This window comes from Ruegeria sp. D3 (genome assembly GCF_056534465.1).
Map to the genome: position 1 here is coordinate 1 of NZ_JBQFPK010000001.1, position 23,145 is coordinate 23,145.

22 protein-coding genes and 1 tRNA gene are annotated in these 23,145 nt (G+C 53.0%); 10 read left to right on the forward strand and 13 right to left on the reverse strand.

The features are described 5' to 3' along the window. Window positions 1-142: 142 nt before the first annotated feature. A complete protein-coding gene (locus tag ACR0DX_RS00005) occupies window positions 143-1,486 on the forward strand; it encodes a tetratricopeptide repeat protein (protein WP_480844777.1) in 1,344 nt (447 codons plus the stop codon). 470 nt (window positions 1,487-1,956) lie between these two features. Here ACR0DX_RS00005 and ACR0DX_RS00010 read toward each other — a convergent pair whose 3' ends face one another. Next, complete coding sequence (locus ACR0DX_RS00010; protein ID WP_480844779.1) at window positions 1,957-2,367, reverse strand: GFA family protein; 411 nt, start codon at window positions 2,365-2,367, stop codon at window positions 1,957-1,959. A 183-nt stretch (window positions 2,368-2,550) separates the two neighbouring features. On the opposite strand from ACR0DX_RS00010, the gene ACR0DX_RS00015 reads away from it, so the two are divergent. Then, on the forward strand, window positions 2,551-3,423 hold the full coding sequence (locus ACR0DX_RS00015) for a LysR family transcriptional regulator (RefSeq protein ID WP_480844781.1): 873 nt from the start codon (window positions 2,551-2,553) through the stop codon (window positions 3,421-3,423). Between the two features lie 53 nt (window positions 3,424-3,476). Here ACR0DX_RS00015 and ACR0DX_RS00020 read toward each other — a convergent pair whose 3' ends face one another. The 3 genes from ACR0DX_RS00020 to ACR0DX_RS00030 form a co-directional block, all read right to left on the reverse strand. Next, window positions 3,477-3,872, reverse strand: a complete 396-nt coding sequence (locus ACR0DX_RS00020) for a rhodanese-like domain-containing protein (RefSeq protein ID WP_480844783.1) — start codon at window positions 3,870-3,872, stop codon at window positions 3,477-3,479. A 186-nt stretch (window positions 3,873-4,058) separates the two neighbouring features. Then, entirely contained in the window at window positions 4,059-5,705 is a 1,647-nt protein-coding gene (locus tag ACR0DX_RS00025; RefSeq protein WP_480844785.1) for a hypothetical protein, read from the reverse strand. 385 nt (window positions 5,706-6,090) lie between these two features. Continuing rightward, the gene (locus ACR0DX_RS00030) at window positions 6,091-7,371 is read right to left on the reverse strand and encodes a tetratricopeptide repeat protein (RefSeq protein WP_480844788.1); all 1,281 of its coding nucleotides are present in this window, start codon (window positions 7,369-7,371) and stop codon (window positions 6,091-6,093) included. A 146-nt stretch (window positions 7,372-7,517) separates the two neighbouring features. On the opposite strand from ACR0DX_RS00030, the gene ACR0DX_RS00035 reads away from it, so the two are divergent. From ACR0DX_RS00035 to ACR0DX_RS00045, 3 genes are all read left to right on the forward strand, one after another. After that, window positions 7,518-8,558 carry a sulfurtransferase gene (locus ACR0DX_RS00035; RefSeq protein WP_480844790.1) on the forward strand — a complete coding sequence of 347 codons (1,041 nt, stop codon included), beginning with the start codon at window positions 7,518-7,520 and terminating at the stop codon, window positions 8,556-8,558. A gap of 64 nt (window positions 8,559-8,622) precedes the next feature. Continuing rightward, window positions 8,623-9,414: a class I SAM-dependent methyltransferase gene (locus ACR0DX_RS00040; RefSeq protein WP_480844792.1), complete on the forward strand. Its 792-nt coding sequence runs from the start codon at window positions 8,623-8,625 to the stop codon at window positions 9,412-9,414. Between the two features lie 126 nt (window positions 9,415-9,540). Continuing rightward, window positions 9,541-9,990 carry a MaoC family dehydratase gene (locus ACR0DX_RS00045; RefSeq protein ID WP_170644971.1) on the forward strand — a complete coding sequence of 150 codons (450 nt, stop codon included), beginning with the start codon at window positions 9,541-9,543 and terminating at the stop codon, window positions 9,988-9,990. A gap of 159 nt (window positions 9,991-10,149) precedes the next feature. Here the strand turns inward: ACR0DX_RS00045 and ACR0DX_RS00050 are convergent, their stop codons facing one another. The 4 genes from ACR0DX_RS00050 to ACR0DX_RS00065 form a co-directional block, all read right to left on the reverse strand. Then, window positions 10,150-11,163, reverse strand: coding sequence for a LysR family transcriptional regulator (locus ACR0DX_RS00050; protein ID WP_480844794.1), 1,014 nt, complete (start codon window positions 11,161-11,163; stop codon window positions 10,150-10,152). Between the two features lie 521 nt (window positions 11,164-11,684). Beyond that, window positions 11,685-12,557: a methyltransferase domain-containing protein gene (locus ACR0DX_RS00055; RefSeq protein WP_237215964.1), complete on the reverse strand. Its 873-nt coding sequence runs from the start codon at window positions 12,555-12,557 to the stop codon at window positions 11,685-11,687. 130 nt (window positions 12,558-12,687) lie between these two features. Then, window positions 12,688-13,260, reverse strand: coding sequence for a carboxymuconolactone decarboxylase family protein (locus ACR0DX_RS00060; protein WP_480844797.1), 573 nt, complete (start codon window positions 13,258-13,260; stop codon window positions 12,688-12,690). Between the two features lie 821 nt (window positions 13,261-14,081). After that, window positions 14,082-14,459 (reverse strand): thermonuclease family protein, encoded by a 378-nt coding sequence (locus ACR0DX_RS00065; RefSeq protein WP_480844799.1) that lies wholly within the window; start codon window positions 14,457-14,459, stop codon window positions 14,082-14,084. A 635-nt stretch (window positions 14,460-15,094) separates the two neighbouring features. Between ACR0DX_RS00065 and ACR0DX_RS00070 the strand changes: the two genes are divergently transcribed. Together ACR0DX_RS00070 and ACR0DX_RS00075 are read left to right on the forward strand one after the other, a co-directional pair. Further along, on the forward strand, window positions 15,095-16,375 hold the full coding sequence (locus ACR0DX_RS00070) for a hypothetical protein (RefSeq protein ID WP_480844801.1): 1,281 nt from the start codon (window positions 15,095-15,097) through the stop codon (window positions 16,373-16,375). A gap of 260 nt (window positions 16,376-16,635) precedes the next feature. Next, window positions 16,636-17,154, forward strand: a complete 519-nt coding sequence (locus ACR0DX_RS00075) for a COG3904 family protein (RefSeq protein ID WP_480844803.1) — start codon at window positions 16,636-16,638, stop codon at window positions 17,152-17,154. A gap of 158 nt (window positions 17,155-17,312) precedes the next feature. Here the strand turns inward: ACR0DX_RS00075 and ACR0DX_RS00080 are convergent, their stop codons facing one another. The 5 genes from ACR0DX_RS00080 to pdxH form a co-directional block, all read right to left on the reverse strand. Beyond that, window positions 17,313-18,146 carry a hypothetical protein gene (locus ACR0DX_RS00080; protein WP_480844805.1) on the reverse strand — a complete coding sequence of 278 codons (834 nt, stop codon included), beginning with the start codon at window positions 18,144-18,146 and terminating at the stop codon, window positions 17,313-17,315. 396 nt (window positions 18,147-18,542) lie between these two features. Beyond that, window positions 18,543-18,619, reverse strand: a tRNA-Pro gene (locus ACR0DX_RS00085). A gap of 43 nt (window positions 18,620-18,662) precedes the next feature. Continuing rightward, complete coding sequence (locus ACR0DX_RS00090) at window positions 18,663-19,130, reverse strand: DUF192 domain-containing protein (protein ID WP_170354281.1); 468 nt, start codon at window positions 19,128-19,130, stop codon at window positions 18,663-18,665. 6 nt (window positions 19,131-19,136) lie between these two features. Beyond that, entirely contained in the window at window positions 19,137-19,664 is a 528-nt protein-coding gene (locus ACR0DX_RS00095) for a cold-shock protein (RefSeq protein WP_480844807.1), read from the reverse strand. A 121-nt stretch (window positions 19,665-19,785) separates the two neighbouring features. After that, window positions 19,786-20,391, reverse strand: coding sequence for a pyridoxamine 5'-phosphate oxidase (gene pdxH, locus ACR0DX_RS00100; protein ID WP_170354283.1), 606 nt, complete (start codon window positions 20,389-20,391; stop codon window positions 19,786-19,788). A gap of 136 nt (window positions 20,392-20,527) precedes the next feature. Between pdxH and fabI the strand changes: the two genes are divergently transcribed. The 3 genes from fabI to ACR0DX_RS00115 all read left to right on the forward strand — a co-directional run bounded on the left by fabI (window position 20,528) and on the right by ACR0DX_RS00115 (window position 23,092). Continuing rightward, window positions 20,528-21,334, forward strand: a complete 807-nt coding sequence (fabI, locus tag ACR0DX_RS00105; RefSeq protein WP_170354284.1) for an enoyl-ACP reductase FabI — start codon at window positions 20,528-20,530, stop codon at window positions 21,332-21,334. A 5-nt stretch (window positions 21,335-21,339) separates the two neighbouring features. Then, a complete protein-coding gene (gene gpt, locus ACR0DX_RS00110; RefSeq protein WP_170354285.1) occupies window positions 21,340-21,849 on the forward strand; it encodes a xanthine phosphoribosyltransferase in 510 nt (169 codons plus the stop codon). Window positions 21,850-21,916: 67 nt separating this feature from the next. Beyond that, the gene (locus tag ACR0DX_RS00115; RefSeq protein ID WP_170354286.1) at window positions 21,917-23,092 is read left to right on the forward strand and encodes an aminotransferase; all 1,176 of its coding nucleotides are present in this window, start codon (window positions 21,917-21,919) and stop codon (window positions 23,090-23,092) included. Window positions 23,093-23,145: the final 53 nt, after the last annotated feature.

Below are 23,145 nucleotides of genomic sequence, written 5' to 3' on the forward strand. Positions count from 1 at the left end.
TCTCATCTCCACTCCTTGGCGGTTACGATGAGCCAGAAACCCTCTCTTATCAAATCGACCTAAACTGTCCCATTGGCGCTGACGTCAGACAGATGGCATCAATCTATCTGCACGTCTACAAGAGGCTTCCAACGAAGGGGCTGTGTTAATTTCAGATGTCGTCCATCGCAGCCTTGACGAGCGCCTCGCTGAGCAATTTTATCGCGCTGGAGAGCGACAGTTTAAGAACGCGCCGTCACCAATAGAAGTTTTCCAATGGTCGCCGCCAGGTTCTGCCCCACCGCGAGTAACTCCGGCTAGCCATACAAAGTCTCTGCTAATCGGCGTCTTACCTTTCGATAATCTTTCTTCTGACCCCGATCAGGAGTTTTTTGCAGATGGAATTACCGAAGAGATCATCACCACTTTATCAAAACTCCCGAATTTACTGGTCGTCGCGCGTAACTCTACATTCGTCTACAAAGGTCGCTCCGTTGACGTGAAACAGGTCGGTCTGGAGCAGGGTGTCGATCTTGTACTTGAGGGAAGTGTCCGTCAAAGCGGTAACCGGGTGAGGATCACAGCACAGCTAATCGATGCAAAGTCCGGCATGCATATTTGGGCAGACCGCTATGATCGCCTCATTGAAGATGTATTCGAAGTTCAGGATGAAATCGCACTTAGGATTGCAACCGAGCTTCAAGTCGAACTGTTGGCGGGAGAAATGGCTCGTTTCAGAGGATCCGGCACAAATAACCTAGGCGCGTGGACTGCTCAACTAAAGGCCGTTGAGGCTTCGCGCAGAATTACCAGGGAAGCTCAGGCCGACGCACGCCGATTTGCACAACAGGCAATTGCACTCGACCCGGGTTACTCGGCTCCGTATTGTACTTTGGGATTCATTTGCACTGTCGAAGCACGACATGGATTTGTTGCTGACCGGCGTGCCGCGCTAGCGGAGGCTCGTGACTGCGCTCAGCGGGCTCTGGAAATAGACAGCTACAACCCAGAGGCTCACGCTATTGCGGGTTTTGCGGATGCAATCGATGGCAAGCTGGTTTCGGCTATCGAGAAGTTCAACGAGGCACTAGCGCTGAATCCAAACCACGCTGACGTGGCTGCCAGACTGTCAATCACCCTAGCTTTCAATGGCCAGGCAAATGAAGCGATCCAAGTCGCACAACAAGCCATTACCCTGAACCCTCACTATCCAGGTTGGTATGCAGGCGTTCTGGGTTTAGCCCTTCGACTCGACGGTCAATACGAGGAAGCCAAGAAAGCATTCACCGAATATGGTCAAAGGGTTGAAGGCTTTGGTCACCTCGACCTCGTAATCGTCCATGTAGAGACGGAGAACCTTGAGGCCGCTCGCGATGAAGCACGGAATGTGATGAAATACCGCCCTCAGTTTTCCATATCGGACTGGGCGAATACTCAACTTTTCTCTGACAGAAAAAGGCTGGAGAAAGACTGTGCGTCATTGCGACTAGCCGGTTTGCCTGAATAGGAGCAGGGTTTCGCTGTAGCAGGATGGTTTGTGATGCAAACCAATCTCACACGTTTCCGATTTGGGTTCGTGATGGCCGTGCGCTTCTAGGCGCCTTGGCGGTAGGCCGCAGTCCAAACCCGGATACTCACAAATGGGCCCAGCAATTTCCCAGTAGCAGTCGAAAGCTGCCCTTCGCGGTTAAACAACCAAGTTGATAATTTTGGCCGATTATCCGTAGGAACTTGAAGCTTAATTTATTTGATCACGCGGGCTTTGTTAGTGTTTCCAGATATGCCCGAGTGTCGGCATCCCACGAGCTGGGGTCCTCTCCATGAGCGACCACCGCGTGGAGCTCCATGAGTTTCCATACTTCATCTTTGGTCGCTGCGATCACTTTCCCTGGGCAGGCCTCCATGCCCTCGCAATCCTTGCAGGCATATGAATATGCAGCGTTCATCGCTTTCTCCTCCGTTCGCTCGGAAAGTTGGTTAGAACTCAGGAAACGTCGGCAGCCCGTCGTCGAGTTTTATCCATGGCTGCTGATGTGAAACGAAGACGTGGGCCTTGGGTTGCGCAATCGATGGGTCGTCCAATGTCACAGCAGAAAACCACGCATCAGCGCTCCAGTCTTGGCCCTCAACTTCATTTAGGGCGGCATAGGTCAACGTCGTTCCACAGTCCCGACAAAACCCGCGGCGAATACCCGGAGTTTTCTCAATGTGTTGGATTTCGCCTTTGATAACTACGAAGTCTTCCGCTGCTACTTTAGCCCAAGTTACAAAGGCACCGCCAAGGGCCATTTGGCATGAACGGCAATGGCAATGACCCGACCAAGCTGGTGGGGTAGCTAACTGGTATCGAACAGCACCACAGTAACATCCACCTTGAAGTTTTTTCATCGTATCAAGCTCTCATGACGTGTGGCTAGGTTTACATCGATAATGAGGCATCTGCTATAATACATTATTATTTAAGAACAGATTTCACTGTGAATAATGTCAAAAATGCCGATATCATGCGACTCAAATAGTCTAACAAAGCTTTAGAAGAACTACAGTATGGATTGGTTGCACCTTCCCCCGATGAACGCTTTGCGCGCCTTCTCAGCGGTTGCGAAGGCTGGGAGTTACACTGTAGCGGCTGAACGCTTGAACGTGACCCAAGCGGCTGTCAGCCAGCAGGTAAAATCGTTGGAAAGGCACTTGGGTGTAGCTCTTGTTGCTAAACGTGGGCGCAGCATTGAATTGACAGAGCCAGGCATCATTCTTGCGCGTGAACTGGGTATCGGCTTTGAAATCATTGGAAGGGGTGTCGAACGACTGGCAGAACACACAGCGCAGCGTCCCGTTCAAGTGACCATGTCACCCGCATTCGCGGTGGAGTGGCTGTTGCCGAGAATGGCAGAGTTTCAACGTGAGCATCCAGAGATCACTTTGATGCTGAACCCAACTTCGGAACTGGTTCAGATAAGACCAGGCGGCATCGATGTCGCCATTCGGTATCACGACAGACGCATGCCAAGAAAAGAAGAGGATACCGTCCTTGTCACCGACATGGTCGTGATCGGAGCACCTTCACTTGTGGAAGGCCAAGATCTGCGTGACCCGGCCTCTCTGACAAAGCTGCCTTGGTTGCAGGAACTGGGCACCAACGAGGCGGCCGACTGGTTCACTTATCATGGGATCGTACCTCTCGAGCCATTGACCATAAATCACATGCCTGGGAACCTGATCATGACTGCGGTTCGCCGGGGTGACGGTATCACGTATTCTGCCAGAGCTTTTTTCGAGGAGGATCTGTCATCTGGTCGGATGATTGAATTGTTCTCTGAGCCTCTCTTCGGCGTCTACTACATCCAGACTCAAGCAGAATTTCAGCGTCCCGAGGCTAAGGTGTTCGTCAACTGGCTTAAATCTCAGGCGCAAGTCGTATCTAGACACAACTCTGCAAGCTGAGACGTATCTATTGACCCCTGCGTGTTTGCTCAACACCGTTGGTTTCGCCTTTTTTAAGGCTGCTTTGTAGAGGAGCCCGCTGCGATCAGAGCCGCCATCCCTCCATCGATGAACTGCACGTTTTGAAAACCCATCGCAGTCAATACATTTGCCGCTGCCGCGCTTCGATAGCTCGGAGCTCCACCACAGGTGGTGAAAATTCGTCTTTCACGATCCTGTAACTCTTGAGATCTGTATTCACTTTCAAGGTCTGCCATCCAAGCGACGGCGCGACCAGGAGCCGGAATTGCTCTGGGGCTGATACCTGTGGCCGCCATTTCAGCGCTATCCCTCACGTCCACCACAAGTGCGTTGGGGTCTTCGATCAGTACTGCCAGCGCGTCAGTTGCTGAAATCGGATTCGCTTTGGATATTCCCTGAGCTTCCATTTGTGCGAATGTTAAGACCATGTTCCCCCCCAAATGCAAATCCTACGCGATGCTACCATGCGGCTGATTTACCGCAAAACGGCATCCAAGCGATGTTTGGCAGTCTTGTGGTCGCCCAGACGGTTGCCATCAACGAAGTTAAACAAGTCCCGATCAACGGCAGAAGCGGGCCTCGCAAATGCCCCAGCCATTGCTGTTGATCAGTGATTACTCGGCGGCCAAAGCCTTCTGCCTGCAATAACACGATGCCTTGATCGGCACCTCGGCGCGAGCAGTGGCCTTGTCCAGTTGTAGCTTAATGTGGGCGGCTTCGACCGTTTCACCGCGCCGGGCGAGACATTCGTGCAAGCCATGCAGGCTCCAGACGTTGCCCGGATGCTGACAGGCCCGGCTAAGCGTTGCATCCAGGCCAAGGTCTGCACGGTAAACAGCTTCAGCTTCCTCCATCTGGCCCTGCTCAAGAAGAAGAGCACCCAGCGCATGACGGGTGGGTTGCATCCAGCCCCAGGGCTCGTCGTACGGCAAGTTGTCGTCGATCTCGACTGACTTTCGCAGGTGGTCAAAGGCCGTTTCGTGCTCTCCTGCGTGATAGGCCAACTCACCCAGCATCATTTGCTCAGCGACCTTCAGAATGTCCCGGCATGTGTTGTTGAACAGCATTCGGGTCTCAGGAACTCTGGCCAGAGCATCATAGAACTTGGCTTTTTCACTCTCGGCTTCAGCGACCCTGTGTAGGTTGGCCAAGGCAACCGTCCTTACATACCGCATCATGGCGATAGTGACGCTGTAGAGCTCCGCATCTTCAGGTAAATCCTGATCAAGGATAGCCTGCCAGCGTCCAAATCTGATCAACACATGTTGTTTCATAGGAATGAACGCCTCGAACCAATCAGCCATTGGCCGAAGTGTCTCTGAAGGTAAAGTTTCGACAAGCTCATCAGCAGCTTCCAGTGCCGCCGTTGGCTGCCCTAAAAACATCGCTCCGTAGATTTTGAAGTGGTAGTTGTGACACCTGTAAACGGAATAGAAGTTGTCAGGGCCTTCGCGTTCCATGAACTTTCGATCTGCCAATATGGCTTTGTGATTGCGCAGTACCACGTTCATGTAGTCTCCGCACAACACGTCGATATGGGTCGGCATGTGCAACAAATGCCCGGCCTCGGGCACCAGCGTGCTGAGCACATCGCCGTGACGCAGTGCCCGTTCGGGGTGGGGCGACATTTCCATCAGGTGAATGTACATGTGCAGGAGCCCTGCGTGTTCCCATGCTCCGGGAAGTGTATCAAATGCAGTTTCGAGGACTGCTATGGCTTCAAGTGTATCGGCTCCATCCGCTGGTTTCCCAGTCGGCAAATCCCAAAGCTGCCAAGGTGTCCGGTTCATGAGCGACTCGGCCAGGAGGGCGCAAACGTCCAGATCCTGATCGAATTCAGCCTGCACCTTTCGCATCGCATCAGCGAATGCATCATTCCATGGGCTGAAATCCTCAATATCCGATGAGGATGGATAACGAGCCGGAATGGCTTCGATGAGCGCGCGTTCAACAGGCGTCAGTTTGTCCTTTAACGACGCAGCAGCCTCGATTGACGCTTTTGCCAAGGCGATACAGTCAGGCTTCTCGTCTTCTTCGAATGTTTCCCAGGGCTTGTTGTAGTTCGGCCCAATGCAATACGCGATGCCCCAGTGCGCCATTGCGCAATTTGGATCCGCAGCCACGGCATTCTGAAAGCATACAATCGCTTCTTCGTGGTTGTACGCGTAAGTCCAAGCCAAACCACGATCAAACCAAAGCTGGGCTTCCTCCGACGAGGCTGTGATCTTTCGGCTGTAGCTACCGAGATCATAGTATTCCATCACAATAACCCCCTAATTAAAGGTAGGAGGTTACCACAATGGGCTGTTTCTCGATACTGGCGACATCAAAGCCGACCCAAGGCATAGACCCGACTTATATGAGCCCCATTTGATCGAAGCACTCTTCGTGGCGACTGATCAACTTGTCGGCCGCGTGAGCGACGCGCCGACCAATCCCTCCACAGTAGCCCACCGACAAGACCACAAACACCGCTCGCACACACCTAAGAAGGCCTTTTGAGAAAGCTGATGTCGGCAGTCAGGTTGGTCTTTTCCGCCAACCAACACTTTTGGGGCCTGGTAACGTCGTGCGACAGCTTCTGTTCTAACTGGCGTTGAAAACATGTAATTTGGGCTCATTGCGGGCGTCAAAAATACGGGCACCCTACCCTTCTAGCGTGGCAACTGCATGGTCGTGAGAGGTATGCGGTCGATGCATGTTGAGGATACGTCGAGCTTCATTCGATTGTCCCGATATTGCCAACGCATGCGCCAATGAAAACTCAATAATGTCGCGTTGCGCCCGGCTACCACCAAGGCGTTCGTGCTCAGACATGACACTTACGAATTTCTCAATCGCTTCATCCGCATTTCCATCCGCCAACGCACGGAATGCGCCTGCGATCGAAGCAACGGTGGGGCCTGCGGGTCCCTTTGCGCCGTCAATGGTTGCTTCCAGACGCTCTCTGTTTCCAGCCATCGCATGCGCAAGAGCAGCGTGAACATCCGCAAAAGCCAAGCCTGGTGAAGGAAAGAACTGAACAGCATAGTCGCTGAGTTGTTGCCAACGCTCCTGAGGAATTTGCTCGCCAGCCAAAAAGGCGCGGTGAACAATTGCCACACTATCAGTCAAAACGTTCAGTGGTGGCGCAGGAGGTCGGTCGGGGGAAACATAATCATCGAACAGCTTCCACATACTTGCCACATCGCCGCTCTCAAGCGCCCACAGAGCGACGTGCCAGCTGAGATGGCAGTGCAGATACGCTGTGAAGGGATAGTCTTGCCAGAATTCGCGCAGATAAGCGTAGCCAGCGTCCGTCTCCCCGTTCTCATAGTAGAGATGGGCCCTGACATGTGCACTGTGTGCGCTGTCTGGCTTCAACTCAAGCGCGCGCTCGATGTTTTCCGCGGCCGGGCCGATCTGTCCGGCCTCCATCTGGGCAAATGCATGCTGGCAGAGAAACCACCAGTCGTCGCCATAGTGCGGCTTCAACATGGTTGTGTACGCAAGCTGCTCCGCCTCGCGTCCAGCCTGACCTGAAAACCCTATTAAGCCAAATACGCTGGTACATGTCTGAGCAAGCAAAATATCTCGCGGATGGTCTGTGACGTGATCCCGGATGCGCCTGTAGGCCTGCGGTGCACGCCCCTCAATGAGATCGCTGATAATGTCGATTTGGGCGGCTTCGCGCGGGCTGACACCATGCGACAGTTCCTTTGCGACGGCTATTTGACGCTTTGCATCTTGTCCACGCCCGACGGTAACAAGGTAGCGCGCAAGCCCGACATGGGGCATGGCAAAGCTATCATCTGCTTGCATTGCAGAACGGTAAGCTTCTTCAACATCATCAAAAGCACCCAGAAATCGGTCGATGCCTTCAACGTAGGCGTCTCGCGCAGTTTGTGATGTGGTCGTTAGCGGGCTTCCGTACCGATCTTCAAGCATCCAAACCTTCCACTTTCTGTACCAAACCTGTCCGTCAGTGAGCTATATGAGCATGCCTACCCATAAACGAGTCAAAGGAAATCGACGTTACGAGGCGCCATGATTTCAGCATCCGTTTCTTTCAGAAGTCTCATGAAATCATCAACATGCCGTTTAAATCATATTTGCTTTATCAAATCCCGATTTTCCAAAATTGGACTCCGAAAGCAATTTTGGGGATTATTCCATACGGCTCGACCCGCGTCCGGTTAGAGGAGAAAGTAGGTATGACAACCCAAACTCGCCCGCTCATTGATACGGCTTGGTTGGCAGATAACCTGACTAACCCGAAACTACGCATCATTGATGTTCGCTGGAAGTTTAGGGAGGAAAACGGCAAGGGCGTAGCCTATGACGATAGGAGCGAGTTCCAGGCCGAGCACATTCCTGGCGCCGTGTATGTTGGCATGTCGACGGAGCTTGCAGACAGCACTCAGAACACTCCCGACATGATGCTCGGCCCAGAGGACTTCGGGGAAAGGATGCGCGAGTTGGGTGTTTCCAACGACAGTCATGTCGTGGTTTACGATGACTCCGGGCTTCCATTGGCGTCTGCGCGTCTTTGGTGGGCGCTTTCGCACTATGGCCATAAAAACGTGCAGGTCTTGGACGGCGGCTTGCAGCAATGGAAACTCGAAGGTCGACCCACTGAAACCGGTGATCTAACCGTTGAGCATGGTGACTTTGAACCAACAGTGCAGAGCAATTGGATTGCCCGCAAAGCTGATGTCTTGGATGCGATGGGTAAGCCCGGAGTCAGAATTGTGGACTTTCTACCAAACAACCTCTTCCGAGGCGACGGAGTTCACACATGGGGAGGTCGCTCGGGACATATTCCCAGTGCCGTCAACATACCGGCGATATCGAACATCGATCCGGATTTGGCACACATACCCATTGCCGAACGTGCAGCTAAACTAAAGGAACGTGGTTCATTCAAGTTGGCCGATCATTCCAAGCTCCTCAAGCACTATCAGGACAAGGGAATTCAAACTGACGATGAGGTCATCGCCTATTGCGGCCGTGGCATAGCTGCTTCTTGTGGGCTCCTTGCGTTGCGCCAAATGGGGTTCGAAAAGTCCCGCCTGTACGATGGTTCATGGGCTGAGTGGAGCGCCGATGAGAGCCTTCCGGTTGAAACCTCGTGAGACTACGATTTTGGGTCACTTTGGGCGGTCCAATTATTGACGCGTTGCTAGGAGGATATTTTTGATGACGGACAATTTCCGGCTGACCAAAGAGGCTGCGCAGAAGTACAACAACCATAGTGTGCCTGCGATGTTCGGCCCATTGGCTGAAGCAACAATGCAGAAGGTTCAGCTTCGAAGCGGCACTTGTGTTATCGACATCGCATGCGGCACCGGGGCTTTGACGCGAGAGATTGCAAGGAAACTGACGGGCGAAGGCCGGGTTGTTGGCGTAGATCTGAACGAAACCATGATTGAGGTCGCGCAGTCCAATCAGCCGGATTGTCGTCATGTGCTCGAGTGGTATGCAGCAGATGTAACCGAGTTACCTTTCGGAAATGCTACGTTTGACTATGCCTTCATACAACAGGGGCTTCAGTTCTTCCCCGACAAATCCGCCGCTTTGCAGGAAGTTCATAGGATCTTGCGCAATGACGGTCAGCTATTTTTGACATGTTGGCGCGCAGTGTCGCCCTTCAATGGAGCGCTTGCAGAAGCTCTCAAACGGCATGTTGGAACAGATGCCGCAGTCAAAGCCAGAGCGCCTTTTTCGTTTCGAGATGGGGACCTCATTTCGAACTTGTTGGTCGATGCAGGCTTCAAGATAGCTCGTCACGAGCCATTGGTACTTGAGCGAAGATTTATTGATCTTCGCGCGCAAATCATGGCGCTGCCAATCGAAACCGATCTTAGGGATGCAGGTGCTGACGTCACCAACAAGGTCGTGGAAGAGGTTGCAGACGCTTTGTCTAGATATGACAAAGAAGGCGTATTGCACGTACCGCAAGAAGCGCACCTATTTGTCGCCGCGGCATAGGTCAACGACCACTGACTTAGTTCTCCATTACGATCTTTGCCATGGCCGAAAGATAATGCGGCATTAGTGGCGGCCGAGCCTGGCTCCGCGTTGACGGTTGAGTCTGCATCAAACTATACTTTTGCCATGGCTAGCGGAAAATACATCGACGATTTGTCGGTTGGCGAAACCTTCGAAACCGGAGGCGTTACGCTGACTGAGGGAGCGATTATTGACTTCGCACTGGTTCATGACCCGCAGCCCTTCCACGTTAACAAAGTGGCTGCCGCAGAGTCGATGTTCGGCGGTCTCATCGCCAGTGGATTTCAAACAATAGCGCTTACTTTCAGGTTGTTCCGCGACACTGGTGTACTTACCGGCACCAATCTGGGTGGACATGGTATGGACGAGGTACGGTGGCTGGCTCCGGTGTATTCCGGTGACACGATCAGCGTGCGCGTCACGGTTGAGGCAATTACACCGTCACGTTCGAAGCCAGACCGGGGAACGGTCAAATTCCGATACCAGACATTTAACCAGAACGATGTTGAAGTTCTTAACCTGGTCATGCACCACGTGATGGCATGTCGGAGTTAAGGCGGTTTGCAGCGACTGGGGCGCGGCGATCAATTTGATCTCCCATTGTCATCTTCAAGAGTATCCTTGGGCTCGCCACGTAAGGCTTCTATTGCTGCGGTCGTGGCGTACATGCAAACTAGTTTGTTCGCGTGTTCTCAATCCTTTTTGCCTAAATAACTACTTGTAGATTGCCGCATAGCGAGGTGCGAAGAACTTGACGAAGGCTCTAACCTCTGGCCGACGATAGGCTTCCGGCGAAATGAGCATTAGGTGCGGCACCGCAAGTTCAGGGATTTCGTCGAAACATCGGATAAAAGACATGTCTGTTTCAACCAGCTTGACATTGCTGATCCCAAGACCTTGCCCTGACCTGATCGCCGCATGCATTAGCTCCAGTTCAGTGAAAGACATGACGATCTGGTCCGGCTCCACGTGATTGGTCAACCATTCGTGGAATACATTTGGTACATCGTCCCGCTGAAAGGTAACAAACTGATGCCCGGCCAGATCATTCGTTGACCCCGGTAAGCCAAATTTGTCTGCGTAATTTCTGCTGCCGAACAAAGACCAGCGGGCCGTGCTGATCTTACGACAGATCAGGTCAGGATCGGGATCGGTTCTTGCAAGGCGCAAAGCAACGTCGGCCTCGCCCGCCATCAGGTCCAGCGCCCGAACGCTGGACAAAAACTCGAATGCGACATCCTGATTGTCGGCCGAAAACTCGTTTACGATTTCAATCATGCGTGCAGAGAAGTTTGCTGAGTAAGCGGTGATACGGATGGGTTGTGTCGACGTCATTTCTTTCGCGCAATCGGCAAATTCAAGGACTGAAGTCTCGATTGCTTCGGCGAGGGGAACGAGGCGAAGGGCTTCTGGGGTCGGTTTGAACCCGTGCGTACCGCGCTCAAACAGCGTCAAGCCTGTTTCTCTTTCGAGAACATCAATGCGTCGGGCGACCGTTGGTTGGGAGACCTTTAACTTTCCAGAGGCCGCAAGCGTCGATCCTTCTCTGAAGACAGAGAGGAACACACGAATATCCGACCAATTTCGGAACCCGTTCTTCATTTTTGTAGAACAGCACAATTTTGTGCCGGATACCAGAAAAACAGGTGAACAGTTACTGTTGTTGCGACAGCACAAGTAACTCGGAAAGGACCATGAGATGGCTTCCCATACAATGTCCCCCAGCATCTGGACCGTATTTGGTGGACTGTTCGGTTGGACCAAAAGAGCCTTCCCCGAAACCCGGAAACCGCGGCTTTCGGACAATGATCTTCACTCGGAACGCGACTATATAAAAGAGGTGATCTGGAATAATCCGGACGCGTTTTCGAGTGAGCTGGACGTTTAGAACATGATGAGTCTGTATCCAGAAAGGTTCTGAAAACACTTGGTGACAATCGGCCGAACAGGGCGATTAGATCACGCCAAATACAGCTGCAAGCTGGAATTGACAGCCACGCACCTGTGTTGTCGCCATTGAGTAAGTACCAATACGAGACTTTCTGTAGTCACGCCTATCGCTGCGGTCGTTCGAACGTCTGATCAATGCCTGCACGTCTGGCACTTCCTTGGGACTTCACCGACGACAATTAAGTATGGACAAAAGATTTGCAGCACCTGTTGGGGCGCCTGTGACACCAATGGGGGTCTCTTGAACCGCGACTTTCATAAAGCCCGCGAAAGAACCTAGGCCGATTTACTTAGCTCAATCACCCCTTTTTGCGCACCACGACAACAAATTGGGTCATCGAAAAGAAGAAGCGTCCAGTCCTTGCAAGGCTGAGCTGCTCATCAAACCACGATTGCGCAACTGCGGGATCAACATGGTCATTTGCGACAGTGTATTGCTTCATGAGGTGCATCATCATGATTGCGAGGCCATCTGGCTTTAGCTGGTGATCTGTCATTGTGAACGACAAGACATCTTCCACACGGTCGCCGCGAGCCTTTATCAGCGCGGGCAGTCTTTCCGGGACGGAACCACTCACAAAGTGCTGGTTCCAGGATGTCAGCATCTTTTGCATTCTGTCGGGCTCATCGCTGAACCAGATCAAGCTGCCAAAGTGTAGATCGCTGATGACGAGGCGCCCGCCGGGTTTGACGCACCGCAGCGTGTCAGCCAACGCACCGTCTACGTCTTCGATGTACTCAAAGACCTGTACCGAGACGGCCTTGTCAGCACTCTCATCCTCAATGGGCAAGCTATTTGCGGCACCAGCACGAAACTCCACGTTTGCGTAGTCGCTGCACCGTTCTCTAGCAGCTGCCGTCATGTCAGCGCTTGGGTCGATCCCGATGACATAGCCATCCGAGCCAACTGCCCGGGCCAACTCAACTGTTAACATCCCGTTGCCACAACCGATGTCCAAAATAGTTTCACCAGGAGCCGGGCACAGCGCATCAAATGAAGCCTGTCTTCGCCGCGTCAGTTCTGCGCCTTGATAGGCGATTTCAAGTAATTTCGTTGTTTCAGCGTCAAATTTAAGCAACTCTCCACCCTTACAAAGCCCACATGCCCCCAAAACCTTATCAGAAATTGAGTTATCTACGAAAAGCAGGATGGATCGTTGAGGCTTGAACATGGATCCACCAACAATAAATGAATGCGCCGACTTGATCCGACGAATGATTTAACCCCGAGAGCGAAGGACGCATCTGCCGCTCTATCGGACCAGCTTTTCGTGGCGTTTCGAACGTTAGAACAACATCAATTCAAGGGATGTCGAGGCCGTTCTCTCGTCCGAAATCGGTATAGAAGCTGTCACTGCGGCATCGGTTTAAAGTGGCTTCGTCCGCTTCTCTTGGGTCGGTGCCAAGGCTTTGGACACCTGTTCCTTCTATGAAGCGGTTCACGAGATTAAAGACACCGCAAACTTGGATAGCATCGAACAGCGCACTCTCCGACCAGCCTGCCGCGTAGACTGCTCTAGCGTCGGCTTCTGTCATTCGGGATGGCGAGACAGTGAGCTTTTCAATGTATGCCAGCAACGGTTTGAGGTGATCCTCGACGGGCGCCGTATCGCGGTCTTCCATCAGTGCCTCGATTGTCTCGACTTCAATACCGTAGGCTTTGGCGAAAACGATGTGCGCCCCATGGCAATACGCACAAGCATTCAATCCCGAGACATAGGCCGCAATGAGTTCACGTTCAGCAACCGAGAGGTCGCTCTCGCCCCTCATCACAAGGCTTTCGTACGCACAAAGCGGAGAAAGTTTATCTGGAAAGGCTTGATAGACACTTCCAAGTGTCGCGTTCTCCGGCAGAGATGGAAACAGGCTTTTCATTTAATTCTCTTTCAATCTTGCTATGGATTACGTTTTCTCAAAGTGAGGAACCAACGTTGTTTACGCAACCTTAAAGCAATTTCGGGTTCCGCTCAGAGATTTTGTTGGGATACTGCGAACGGTAAGTTTGCCAGACGACACCCCCAACTTGTTGCTGCTTGGTTAAAGGCAATTTCATTTGAGCCGTTCTCGTAAATTTGCAAAGTCAGCATTCTGCGCAATGCCGACATTTGAGCTTCGCGCGGCAGCGAAATGGAGTTTGGTCCCGCAGAGCAACATTTGGTTTTTGCAAACCTAGAACGCTTAGGCTTCCTATAGGTGAGGCGCTTGGATGCGGTTGAGTTCATAAAATACCGCACCGGCTAGTGGCTGAATTCGACTACCCCGCGAAACTCCATCGCTGCAAAACGTCTCGCGCTTTTGCCATATTCATTGCGTTTGCTATGTCGTTTTGCATTCCTTCACGTGCCTGATCATCAAGCACAAGCAACTCGCTAAACCCGCACGCACTGCAAGTGATATCTTCATTCGAAATTGTACTATCGGTAGAGCCGCATTCTGGGCACTTTGCAAGGACATCTTCGTTGAACATTTCTCAACCTCTGGCCAGTTATTTCTAAACTAGGTCAGTTGATTGATGTTTCACGGGATCACAGAGCGCCAGCTGATTTTCCATTGACGCCACTGACTTCCTCTCGTTCGTTCTGGTAGCGTATCTGCCCGAATGCAAAACCTTATGATGTTCTGCACCGGGCCGAGGCACAGCTTTATCGGCTCAAATTATGTACGATAGTCCGGATTGGCGGTGATTTCTGAAATCATCAGTTGTTCACTTTCCGAGCGGCCTGCTTCGCGTCGTATTGCTTCCACAGCCCCATATGTCCGTTTTGCCGCGCGTTTGCCAGCCACAGCTTTTTTCGAGCGTCGGGCATTTCCATAGACCGGTACTGTCCACCGGAGAATTTTGGCCAGTCTATCGCTAAACCAAGTTTGACCATTTCAGCGGATAGATCACGGCCATCCTCAAGATAGCACTTTGCAACAGTCCGTCCGTGGGTGTCTTGCTCGGTCACTTCGGCCCTAATTTTTTGACCCTTGCAAAGCGAAACGAGCGCCCATTTCGCCTTCTTTCCATAGGGATGGTTTATCTCGGGAGCATCGACACCAAACAGACGAACCTGTGTTTTCTTAATGACCAATGTATCGCCATCTACAACGTACGCTGAACCCGCTAGTATCGTGACGTCAGGTTTTGGTTGCGTATGATCCGGGTCGAAACGCGGTGGCTGCGATGTGCGCTGCCGTTGGTTCGGGGTCAATCTAGGTTTCTCATGCAAACCTGACTGACTCGACGGAGTAGTCGTATCGCCTGGCCTGTTACTGCGAACTGCCAAATAAACCGCGCCAGCCAAAACCAAACCCAAAACTATCAAGATTTCCACGAGACAGGCCTCCAAAAGTTAGGTCAATCAAAAATGTCGTACTGAATCAGGACAGACCCAAGCACACGTTCGGGTTGACTTCCTAGGGACACCTCATATTCGATCAAAGAGATGTGACGGATTTACCCCGCTGGGCGTTTTCACACATCGGATAGCGAGGCAACCGATCTCAACCTATTGATATTCCCAGAGTAGCAACCTGAATATCAGTTGGTTCCTAATATTCACGTCTACTAGGACTGGAAGTGCAAGTTGACGGAAACTCACAGAAGAATGGCAGTTTCGCGCAAGCAATCGTTTCGTGACGTCGTGATGTGCAACCCAGGGTGAAAAATCTTAATGAATGATTAAGTAGCGATCTATCGCGTGATGAGTGTGGAGCAAGATGCATTATGACGGAGAACAAGGATCGCTTGACGGTTGAGGAAGCAAAGGGACTTCGGACAGCAAAGGAACTAGAAGGTCATCTTGCTTGGTTAGATACTTTTACTCCCGCAGCCTTGGGTGTCCTAGCCATCGCATCTGGTATTTACACATATCTCGGCGTGTCGTCACTGCTTGAAGATAACGGCGCGGTCTCGTTCTTCGCCGCGGTCGCGTACTCAATCGCCGTCTCTGTCGGTATCTTCGTCTTTTGGAGCTATATGCTCCGTCTGTTGCCTTCGATGCGCACGGCCAGTGGTTTCATTGGTCTGACGATCTCAACAATTGTTGGCTCTGTCGCCATTATAGCCATGTCCAGCTGGCTTAACGCCGCCGCTCTCGCAGGCTCAGCGGCAGTCGAACAACACTTGGAAAACACTGTCCGTGACTACCAAGCCGCTCTCGAGCAAGCCCACGACATAGCCCTTAGCGGTCAAGCTTTGGGTCGCGAGGTGGAACGCGCCCGCCAGAGTTTTGAAGAACTTGCTGAACTCGAGCAGTCCGGAGACCTCTCAGGCACTGCCGGACGAGGTGCCGTGTTTCGTGTTCTGACCCAAAAGGCTGAAGAGTTAAGAAACCTTGAAGAGCAGATTGCGGCACAGCAGGAACCTATCGAGGAAGCCTTCCAGCAAGGCAACGAAATCCTCGCAAAGATGCGAGAGCTCACTGTTGCTCCAGGTCCAGTAGACCGCCGCTCTGTTCAATTCTCCGAGGAAAGCGTGAAGCTGGCGGGTGTGATCTCGCGCCTCAACCAGTACAGCGTAGCACCACTTGTTGCTCGTGCTGCTGAAGACCTGCCATCCTCGGTCGTACTGCCAGAGCTTGATGGGCGCAGTTCCGACGTACGAGACGCGCAATCGTCCACTATCAATTCCGTTTTGAACGCGCTGGATCAACGCAGCAAGACACTCAAGAACGCTGCTGATGAGGTCCTAGACATGGAGCCGCCCGTCGAGACGGCATACAACCCGATTTCTAGTGCTGATGCGGTAATCAAATACGCCCACAACTTCGTCCCTTCTTGGGCCGGAGCCATAGCCATCGACTTGCTGCCCGCTGTTTTGGTGTTCGTGCTGGCAATCACACAGGCGGCTATACGCAGCGGAAAGGATGGTATGAGCATCGAAGACACGCTGACACTGGCTGATCTGAGAGCCGCGATGAACGCCATGAAGGACGTAGAGGCGACAATGGGTGTGGCAGACGCAGCTATCCTCAACCGCGCCACTCCACAAAAAGATGAAACGTGATGAGCCTTTTGAGTCGTCTCGATCCTCGTTCTGGGCTGCGTTTCGTTCTTATCCTACAACTTGCTATTGCAGGCATTCTGATAGCGTCGGACGTTCTTGGTGTGGTGCCTAGCCCATTCAACGAGCGTGTTGAACTCCCGACTGGTCCGATATCCCCGGGCGATCAACGTCGAGAGTATCGCACTGATCGTCGCGATCCGTCGCTTTTGCCGCAGGATGGACCTCTGGACGTACCCGTGCCAGAGGCTTTTCCAAACCGATTGGACTTCTCAGTTCAGGAAGTCGAAGGACTGGGGAGGATACTTCTTCTTAGCGGCCAGATAGAGGTGGACGACTCGGCCCGCTTCGCTTCGTACCTGTCCGACATGCAGGAGAAGCCCGACCTTGTGGCTCTCCACAGCCCGGGAGGAGTGGTTTCCGAGGCACTGTCCATTGGTAAGCAGGTTAGAGGTGCTGAGCTTTCCACAGCCGTTCTAGCTGGCTCGATGTGCGTATCGTCATGTCCTTACGTCCTTGCAGGCGGTGAGGAACGTATCGTCTCTCTCCGAGGCATTGTGGGAATGCATCAGCACTACTACGAACAGCCTCGCCTAATTCCCGTCGTCTTCGCTGTAGAAAGCATCCAAAAGGGGCAAGGAGAGACGATGCAGCACCTCATCGACTTGGGGGTTGACCCGTCACTTATGCTGTACTCACTGAACACGCCACCCAAGGAAATCTATGCGCTTATAGAGGAAGAACTCGTGGACACGCGCATTGCCACTCAAATAATGGACTAGGGTCCATACTGACGGAGGCGATCATGCGTAAGTACTTTATTACCACTTTGGCGCCAACCACCGCGTCAGCAACAGTTGGTCGGGCAGTCACGTAAGCCGAGGCAGCGAGCGGAGGTCAAGCCAGATGTCAGACTAGTCGAAGACTGTCGCCAGAGCGTTCATGATTGCTGGCAACTTGCGACCGCTTGTTTCAGGAGGCCTTCAAATTCAAGCACTTCATTTCTAGCGACAAATCTAGACACGTATCTTTCAGGGCTGATGCGATTTAAAACACGGTCTTTTACATCAAAGAAGCGCCCACGTTTCGCATGGATTCTATATACTTGAACGGGAGTGCTGCCTACCGCCATCTCTCCAGGGTGGGATTTTTGAGCATCAACTTGCGCCAGTGGAATAACAAAAGATGTCTCGAAGTTCTTGCCGAGATGAGTCCACCTTTTCTCCCTTTTGTACACGCAATTTTCGATGTTTTCGAAATAGTAAAATGGGTTATTGCCAAGCACCGCGCCAGCAAGTTGAAGAAATCTCTTTTTGTCCCCTGCTGTGAACGATCCTTTCGCTTCCTGATGTTGGTTCGCGGCAGATGTTTTTGAGCCATTTGCCTGCTCTGATGATGCCAAGCCAGAAACAGCTTCAAAACACAGGAGTCGCGCCTCGGTGCTCTCGATGCTCGAACAAGTAGCCAGTGCGGCTGCCAATCCAGAGCCCTGTGGTAGCTCACCCTGTTCTGAAGGTGTTTCCGAGCCAGGTGCTGGCTCAGATGTTGATGTGTCCAAAGAAATCCTCTCGTCGACGGCAGCATGAACCGTCTCGCCTTTACAAAGGCGTATAAGAGCATTCGCGTTTCGAAACAGGACAAACCTGTCCACCCCGTCGGCAACTGAGATCGAAATTCCTCCTGCCAACTGACGGCTTTGGTGCATGTTTCTCCCTGGGTTTTGCGGGTATTCTTCTTGTTTTGTCTCCAAAACTTGACCGCCAGTACTGTTCAAAACCAACACACCCGCAGAGCCTTCGGTGACGCTATCGATAGTTTCTAGTATCTAGCTCCCAAAAGAATGCTCTCATCGCACTCGTTTGGCTAGGAATGCAAATCAATTTGACAAGCCGCCTCGACGCCTATTCTTGCCTACACAAATCCTAAATTCAGCACTGTTTCCCTGTATCCGCATCCCGAACTGAAATAGCAATCAAGAAACTAGAAAAAGTAAGGCTACATAGAATCATCTGACTTTCGCCAAACTAGCTCACTTTTAGCTCACTTTTTTGAGTTGTTCCCTCGGTCCTCTGCGTATGTCACCGTATATGGACCTAGCAAATTTACCTTGGAGGAAATTCCCAAAGAGCCTGTAAACAAAAAGAAATAGCGAAAACTCTGGAGTTTGAAGTGGTCGGGGCGGCAGGATTCGAACCTACGACCCCCTGTACCCAAAACAGGTGCGCTACCAGACTGCGCCACGCCCCGGACCGTGCGCCTTCCTAAACGCGCTGTTCTGATTTGAAAAGCCCTAACAGGGCCAAATTGCAGGACCTTGTGAAAAAACTTCGTGCCGCATCTGAGTTCCGGGCGAGATCAGGTAACGTTCGGCCAGCCCTGCATTGATTTCCAGGACCGCATAAACCGAATCTCCCCCCTCAATCGGAGTCAGGTCGCCAGGAATGGCGTTGCTGTGGACATGTACGACCGACCCACTGCGATCCAAAAAAATCATATCCAATGGAATCAGCGTGTTTTTCATCCAGAACGCGACGGGCTGAGGCGGATCGAAAATAAACATCATCCCTGCCCGTTGGGGCAAAGACTCGCGGAACATAAGACCCTGCGCTCTTTCCTGAGGGCTTACAGCCAGCTCGATATCGAAACTGACCTGGGATTTGTCATTTTTTAGTGTAACCCGGTCGGGGCTGCATGCGGCAAACGCTGAACTCGTCCAAAGAACTGCAATAGTCGTCAGAACCGCCAGCCGCCCTTTCATGGTGATTCAGTCGTCCAGCGCCACTTCCCAGGCCATGACCTGAGCCGCCATACGTCCGCGTTTTCCATCAATGACACGCATCGCAAGCGCTTCTCCGGGTTGAAGGTCGGCCAAACCTGACCGACGCAATACCTCGATATGCAGAAACACATCCTCACCGCGACCAAAGACGTTGGCAAACCCGAATCCCTTGCCTTTGTCGAACCATTTTACCCGTGCCGCCTCAAGTGGGGCTTGGGCGATCTCAACCGGGTCAAGTTCAGCGAAGTCCGCCAACAACATCGAGTCGGCTCGCGCAGGCGGATCAACGCTAATCACTTCAACTGCCTGGACACCCCGATCCGTGCGATGCGTCATGATCTCGATCCCGGCGCCATCAGCCACCGAACTTTGACCGAAATTGCGCAACACGTTCACATGCAACAGAATATCAGGACCGCCTTCGTCAGACACAACGAACCCGTAACCTTTGGCGGGGTCGAACCATTTTACGTGCCCGCGAACGCGGTACATGTTGTTCAGATCTTCTGGCACGGTGTTTCCATCGCGAGTTTTTTCAATTTGTTAAGGGTCCGATGTGTATGGGATTGGCACACAAATTCAAGCCGAAAAAACCCTTTGATCTCTGAGTGTTGCATTTCACGATACGCGAAAGTCATGGATTCAACCTTTGCACTTGCCACCCAGAGCCCGCTTGATCGCGCCGCCATTGGAACCTGTCATGCAGCCGAAACGCACCGTCGGCCCAGAATTCTATTTCGTTTGGTTCCAGCCTATATCCGCCCCAAAACGGCGGACGCGGAGGGTTCGGACCCAGTTTTGCCGTAACTTTTGCAACTTCGGCCATCAAGGCCGATCGGCTGCTCAGGGGGCGTGACTGTTTCGAAGCCCAGGCCCCAAGACGACTTTTGAGTGAGCGGGACGCATAGTACTCGTCAGCCTGCGGCCCGGTTTCACGCGTAATTGTACCACGAACTCGGATTTGACGCCGCAAAGATTTCCAATGCATCACGAAAGCTGCCTTGCCAGCGCTGTCCAGCTCTGCTGCCTTTGCACTTTCATAGTTTGTATAAAACACAAACGCATCCCGCTCGATCTCTTTGAGAAGGACCATCCGCACATTGGGCAACCCTTCAGAGTCTACGGTCGCCAAGGCAATCGCATTAGGATCATTTGGTTCACTGCCCTTGGCGTCCTCCAGCCACCGAGTCGCGATTTCAAACGGATCGGTGCCAGCAAAAATGCCGTCTCTTTCACTCATTTCCATCCCCTGGAAACTCTTGTTAACCACACTACGGCCAGAACCCGCCACGAGCAAGAGCACACGGCCTTGATGCAGGCCATCCAATGGCATAAACCATCCAGACATAATGCGAAGGACAGGCGGAGAACCGAACATGTCAAATCAGTTGATGGCCGGCAAGCGCGGCCTCATCATGGGACTGGCCAATGACAAATCAATCGCATGGGGGATTGCCCGCGCTTTGTCCGACGCGGGGGCCGATCTTGCATTCTCATATCAGGGCGACGCGCTGAAGAAACGAGTTGACCCTCTGGCCGCTCAACTGGGTAGTGAGATTGTGCTGCCTTGCGACGTCAGTGACGAAGAGTCGATTGACGCGTTGTTTGCGGCGCTTGAAGAGAAATGGGGCAAATTGGACTTTGTAGTTCACGCCATCGGATTCTCGGACAAGAATGAGCTGCGCGGTCGGTATGTGGATACGTCCCGTGCCAACTTCAAACTCACCATGGACGTTTCGGTCTATTCTTTCACAGCGGTGATGCAACGCGCCGAGAAGATGATGACCGACGGCGGCAGCGCGATCACACTGACGTATTACGGGGCCGAGCAGGTCATGCCGCATTATAATGTTATGGGTGTGGCCAAGGCGGCACTGGAAGCGTCGGTCAAGTACCTTGCCGAAGATCTGGGCAAAGACGGTATCCGCGTCAACGCAATCTCGGCCGGCCCGATCAAGACGCTGGCCGCCAGCGGCATCGGCGATTTCCGCTACATCATGAAGTGGAACGAGTATAACTCGCCCCTGCGTCGCAATGTCTCCATCGACGATGTTGGCAATTCGGCCTTGTACCTGTTGTCCGACCTCAGCAGTGGCGTGACCGGTGAAAACCTGCACGTGGATTCGGGCTATCATATTGTCGGTATGAAGGCCGTCGATGCACCAGACGTTGAGAAGGGTTAACACTGATGAGCGCCAAAGACCGCCTACCCCACGAAAAAGGCTTTCATATCAGTTGGGATCAGATTCACCGTGATTCCCGTGCTTTAGCCTGGCGTCTGGACGGGCAAGGCCCCGATGACGGCGCGTGGCGCGCTGTGGTCGCAATCACCCGCGGCGGCATGGCGCCTGCTATGATCGTCAGCCGCGAGCTTGATATACGCACCGTCGATACAATCAGTGTTCGCTCCTACCACCACCAGGAACAAGGCGAGGCGGAGGTTTTGAAAGCCCCCGATGCTCAGTTGATGGGCGATGGTACCGGTGTGCTGATCGTTGACGATCTGGTCGACAGTGGAAAAACGCTGGAATTGGTGCGTGCAATGTACCCCAACGCACATTTTGCCACCGTTTACGCTAAGCCCAAGGGCCGCCCGATGGTGGATACATTCATCACCGAGGTTAGCCAGGATACCTGGATCTTCTTCCCTTGGGATATGGCCCTACAATATGTCGAGCCATATCGAGGCACGGACTGATCCGTAGCCTTTTCCGCCGAAAACACTTGGGAATGCGAGGCAATGCCTCGCAAACAGCAGCCACGCCATGACACGAACCCGCACCAGCGCCACTTTTCCTCCTCCGGTGATGGAGGCGCGTCGCTGGCTTGAAGGCGTGGACTTCCCCGAAAACCGCTCCCTGATCAATGTCAGCCAAGCGGCCCCTGTTGACCCGCCGCCACTGGCCTTGCGTCAGGCAATGGCGGATTTCGCGGTCAATACAGATGCAGCGCATTTATATGGCCCCGTTCTGGGTAATCCTGACCTGCGCGAGGCGCTGGCTACACAAATCAGCCAGCACTATGACGCCGAAGTACAGCCACACCAGGTCGCGATCACCTCGGGGTGCAATCAGGCTTTCGCCGCAGCGATCTCGGCGTTGACTGATGAAGGGGATGAGGTTGTCCTGCCAACCCCATGGTATTTCAATCATAAAATGTGGCTTGATATGGCCGGGGTGACGGCGATCGACCTGCAAACCAATGACGACCTTCTGCCTGACCCCGACGCCGCCCGGACGCTAATCACGGATCGAACCCGCGCAATATCATTGGTTACTCCGAACAACCCCGGCGGTGTGGAATACCCATCCGATCTGGTCCAAGCCTTTTACGATCTCGCCCGCGAAACCGGCATCCGGCTGCTGGTCGACGAAACATACCGCGACTTCGACAGCCGCAGCGGTCCGCCGCATCGCCTGTTCAGCCAGGCCGACTGGGATCAAACGCTGGTTCACCTGTATTCCTTTTCCAAAGCCTATCGGCTGACCGGCCACCGCGTCGGTGCCATCGCCACAAGCCCCGACCTTTTGGCTGAAATCGAAAAGTTTCTGGATACAGTCGCCATCTGCCCTGGCCAGATGGGACAGTTTGCGGCGCTCTGGGGGATGCAAAACCTGTCCCAGTGGGTTGCGGGCGAGCGGGATGAGATCCTTGACCGCCGTGTCGCCATCCAAGAGATGCTGCCGCGCCTGACCTCAAAAGGCTGGCGCCTGCTGGGGCTGGGCGCGTATTTTGCCTATCTCGAACACCCGTTCGACATGCCTTCGGACGTATTGGCGCAAAAACTGGTTTCCGAGGCAGGCATTCTGTTGCTGCCGGGAACGATGTTCATGCCCGACACAGACCCGGCTGGAAAGCAGCAAGTCCGAGTGGCTTTTGCCAACCTGGACCGCGCCGGACTGGCGCAATTGTTCGACCGGCTCGAAGCGTTGACCTTCTGAGCTTGCCCCTCGGCGGCGCGCATCGTATTCAGGGCCGCAACCGACAGGGCAGA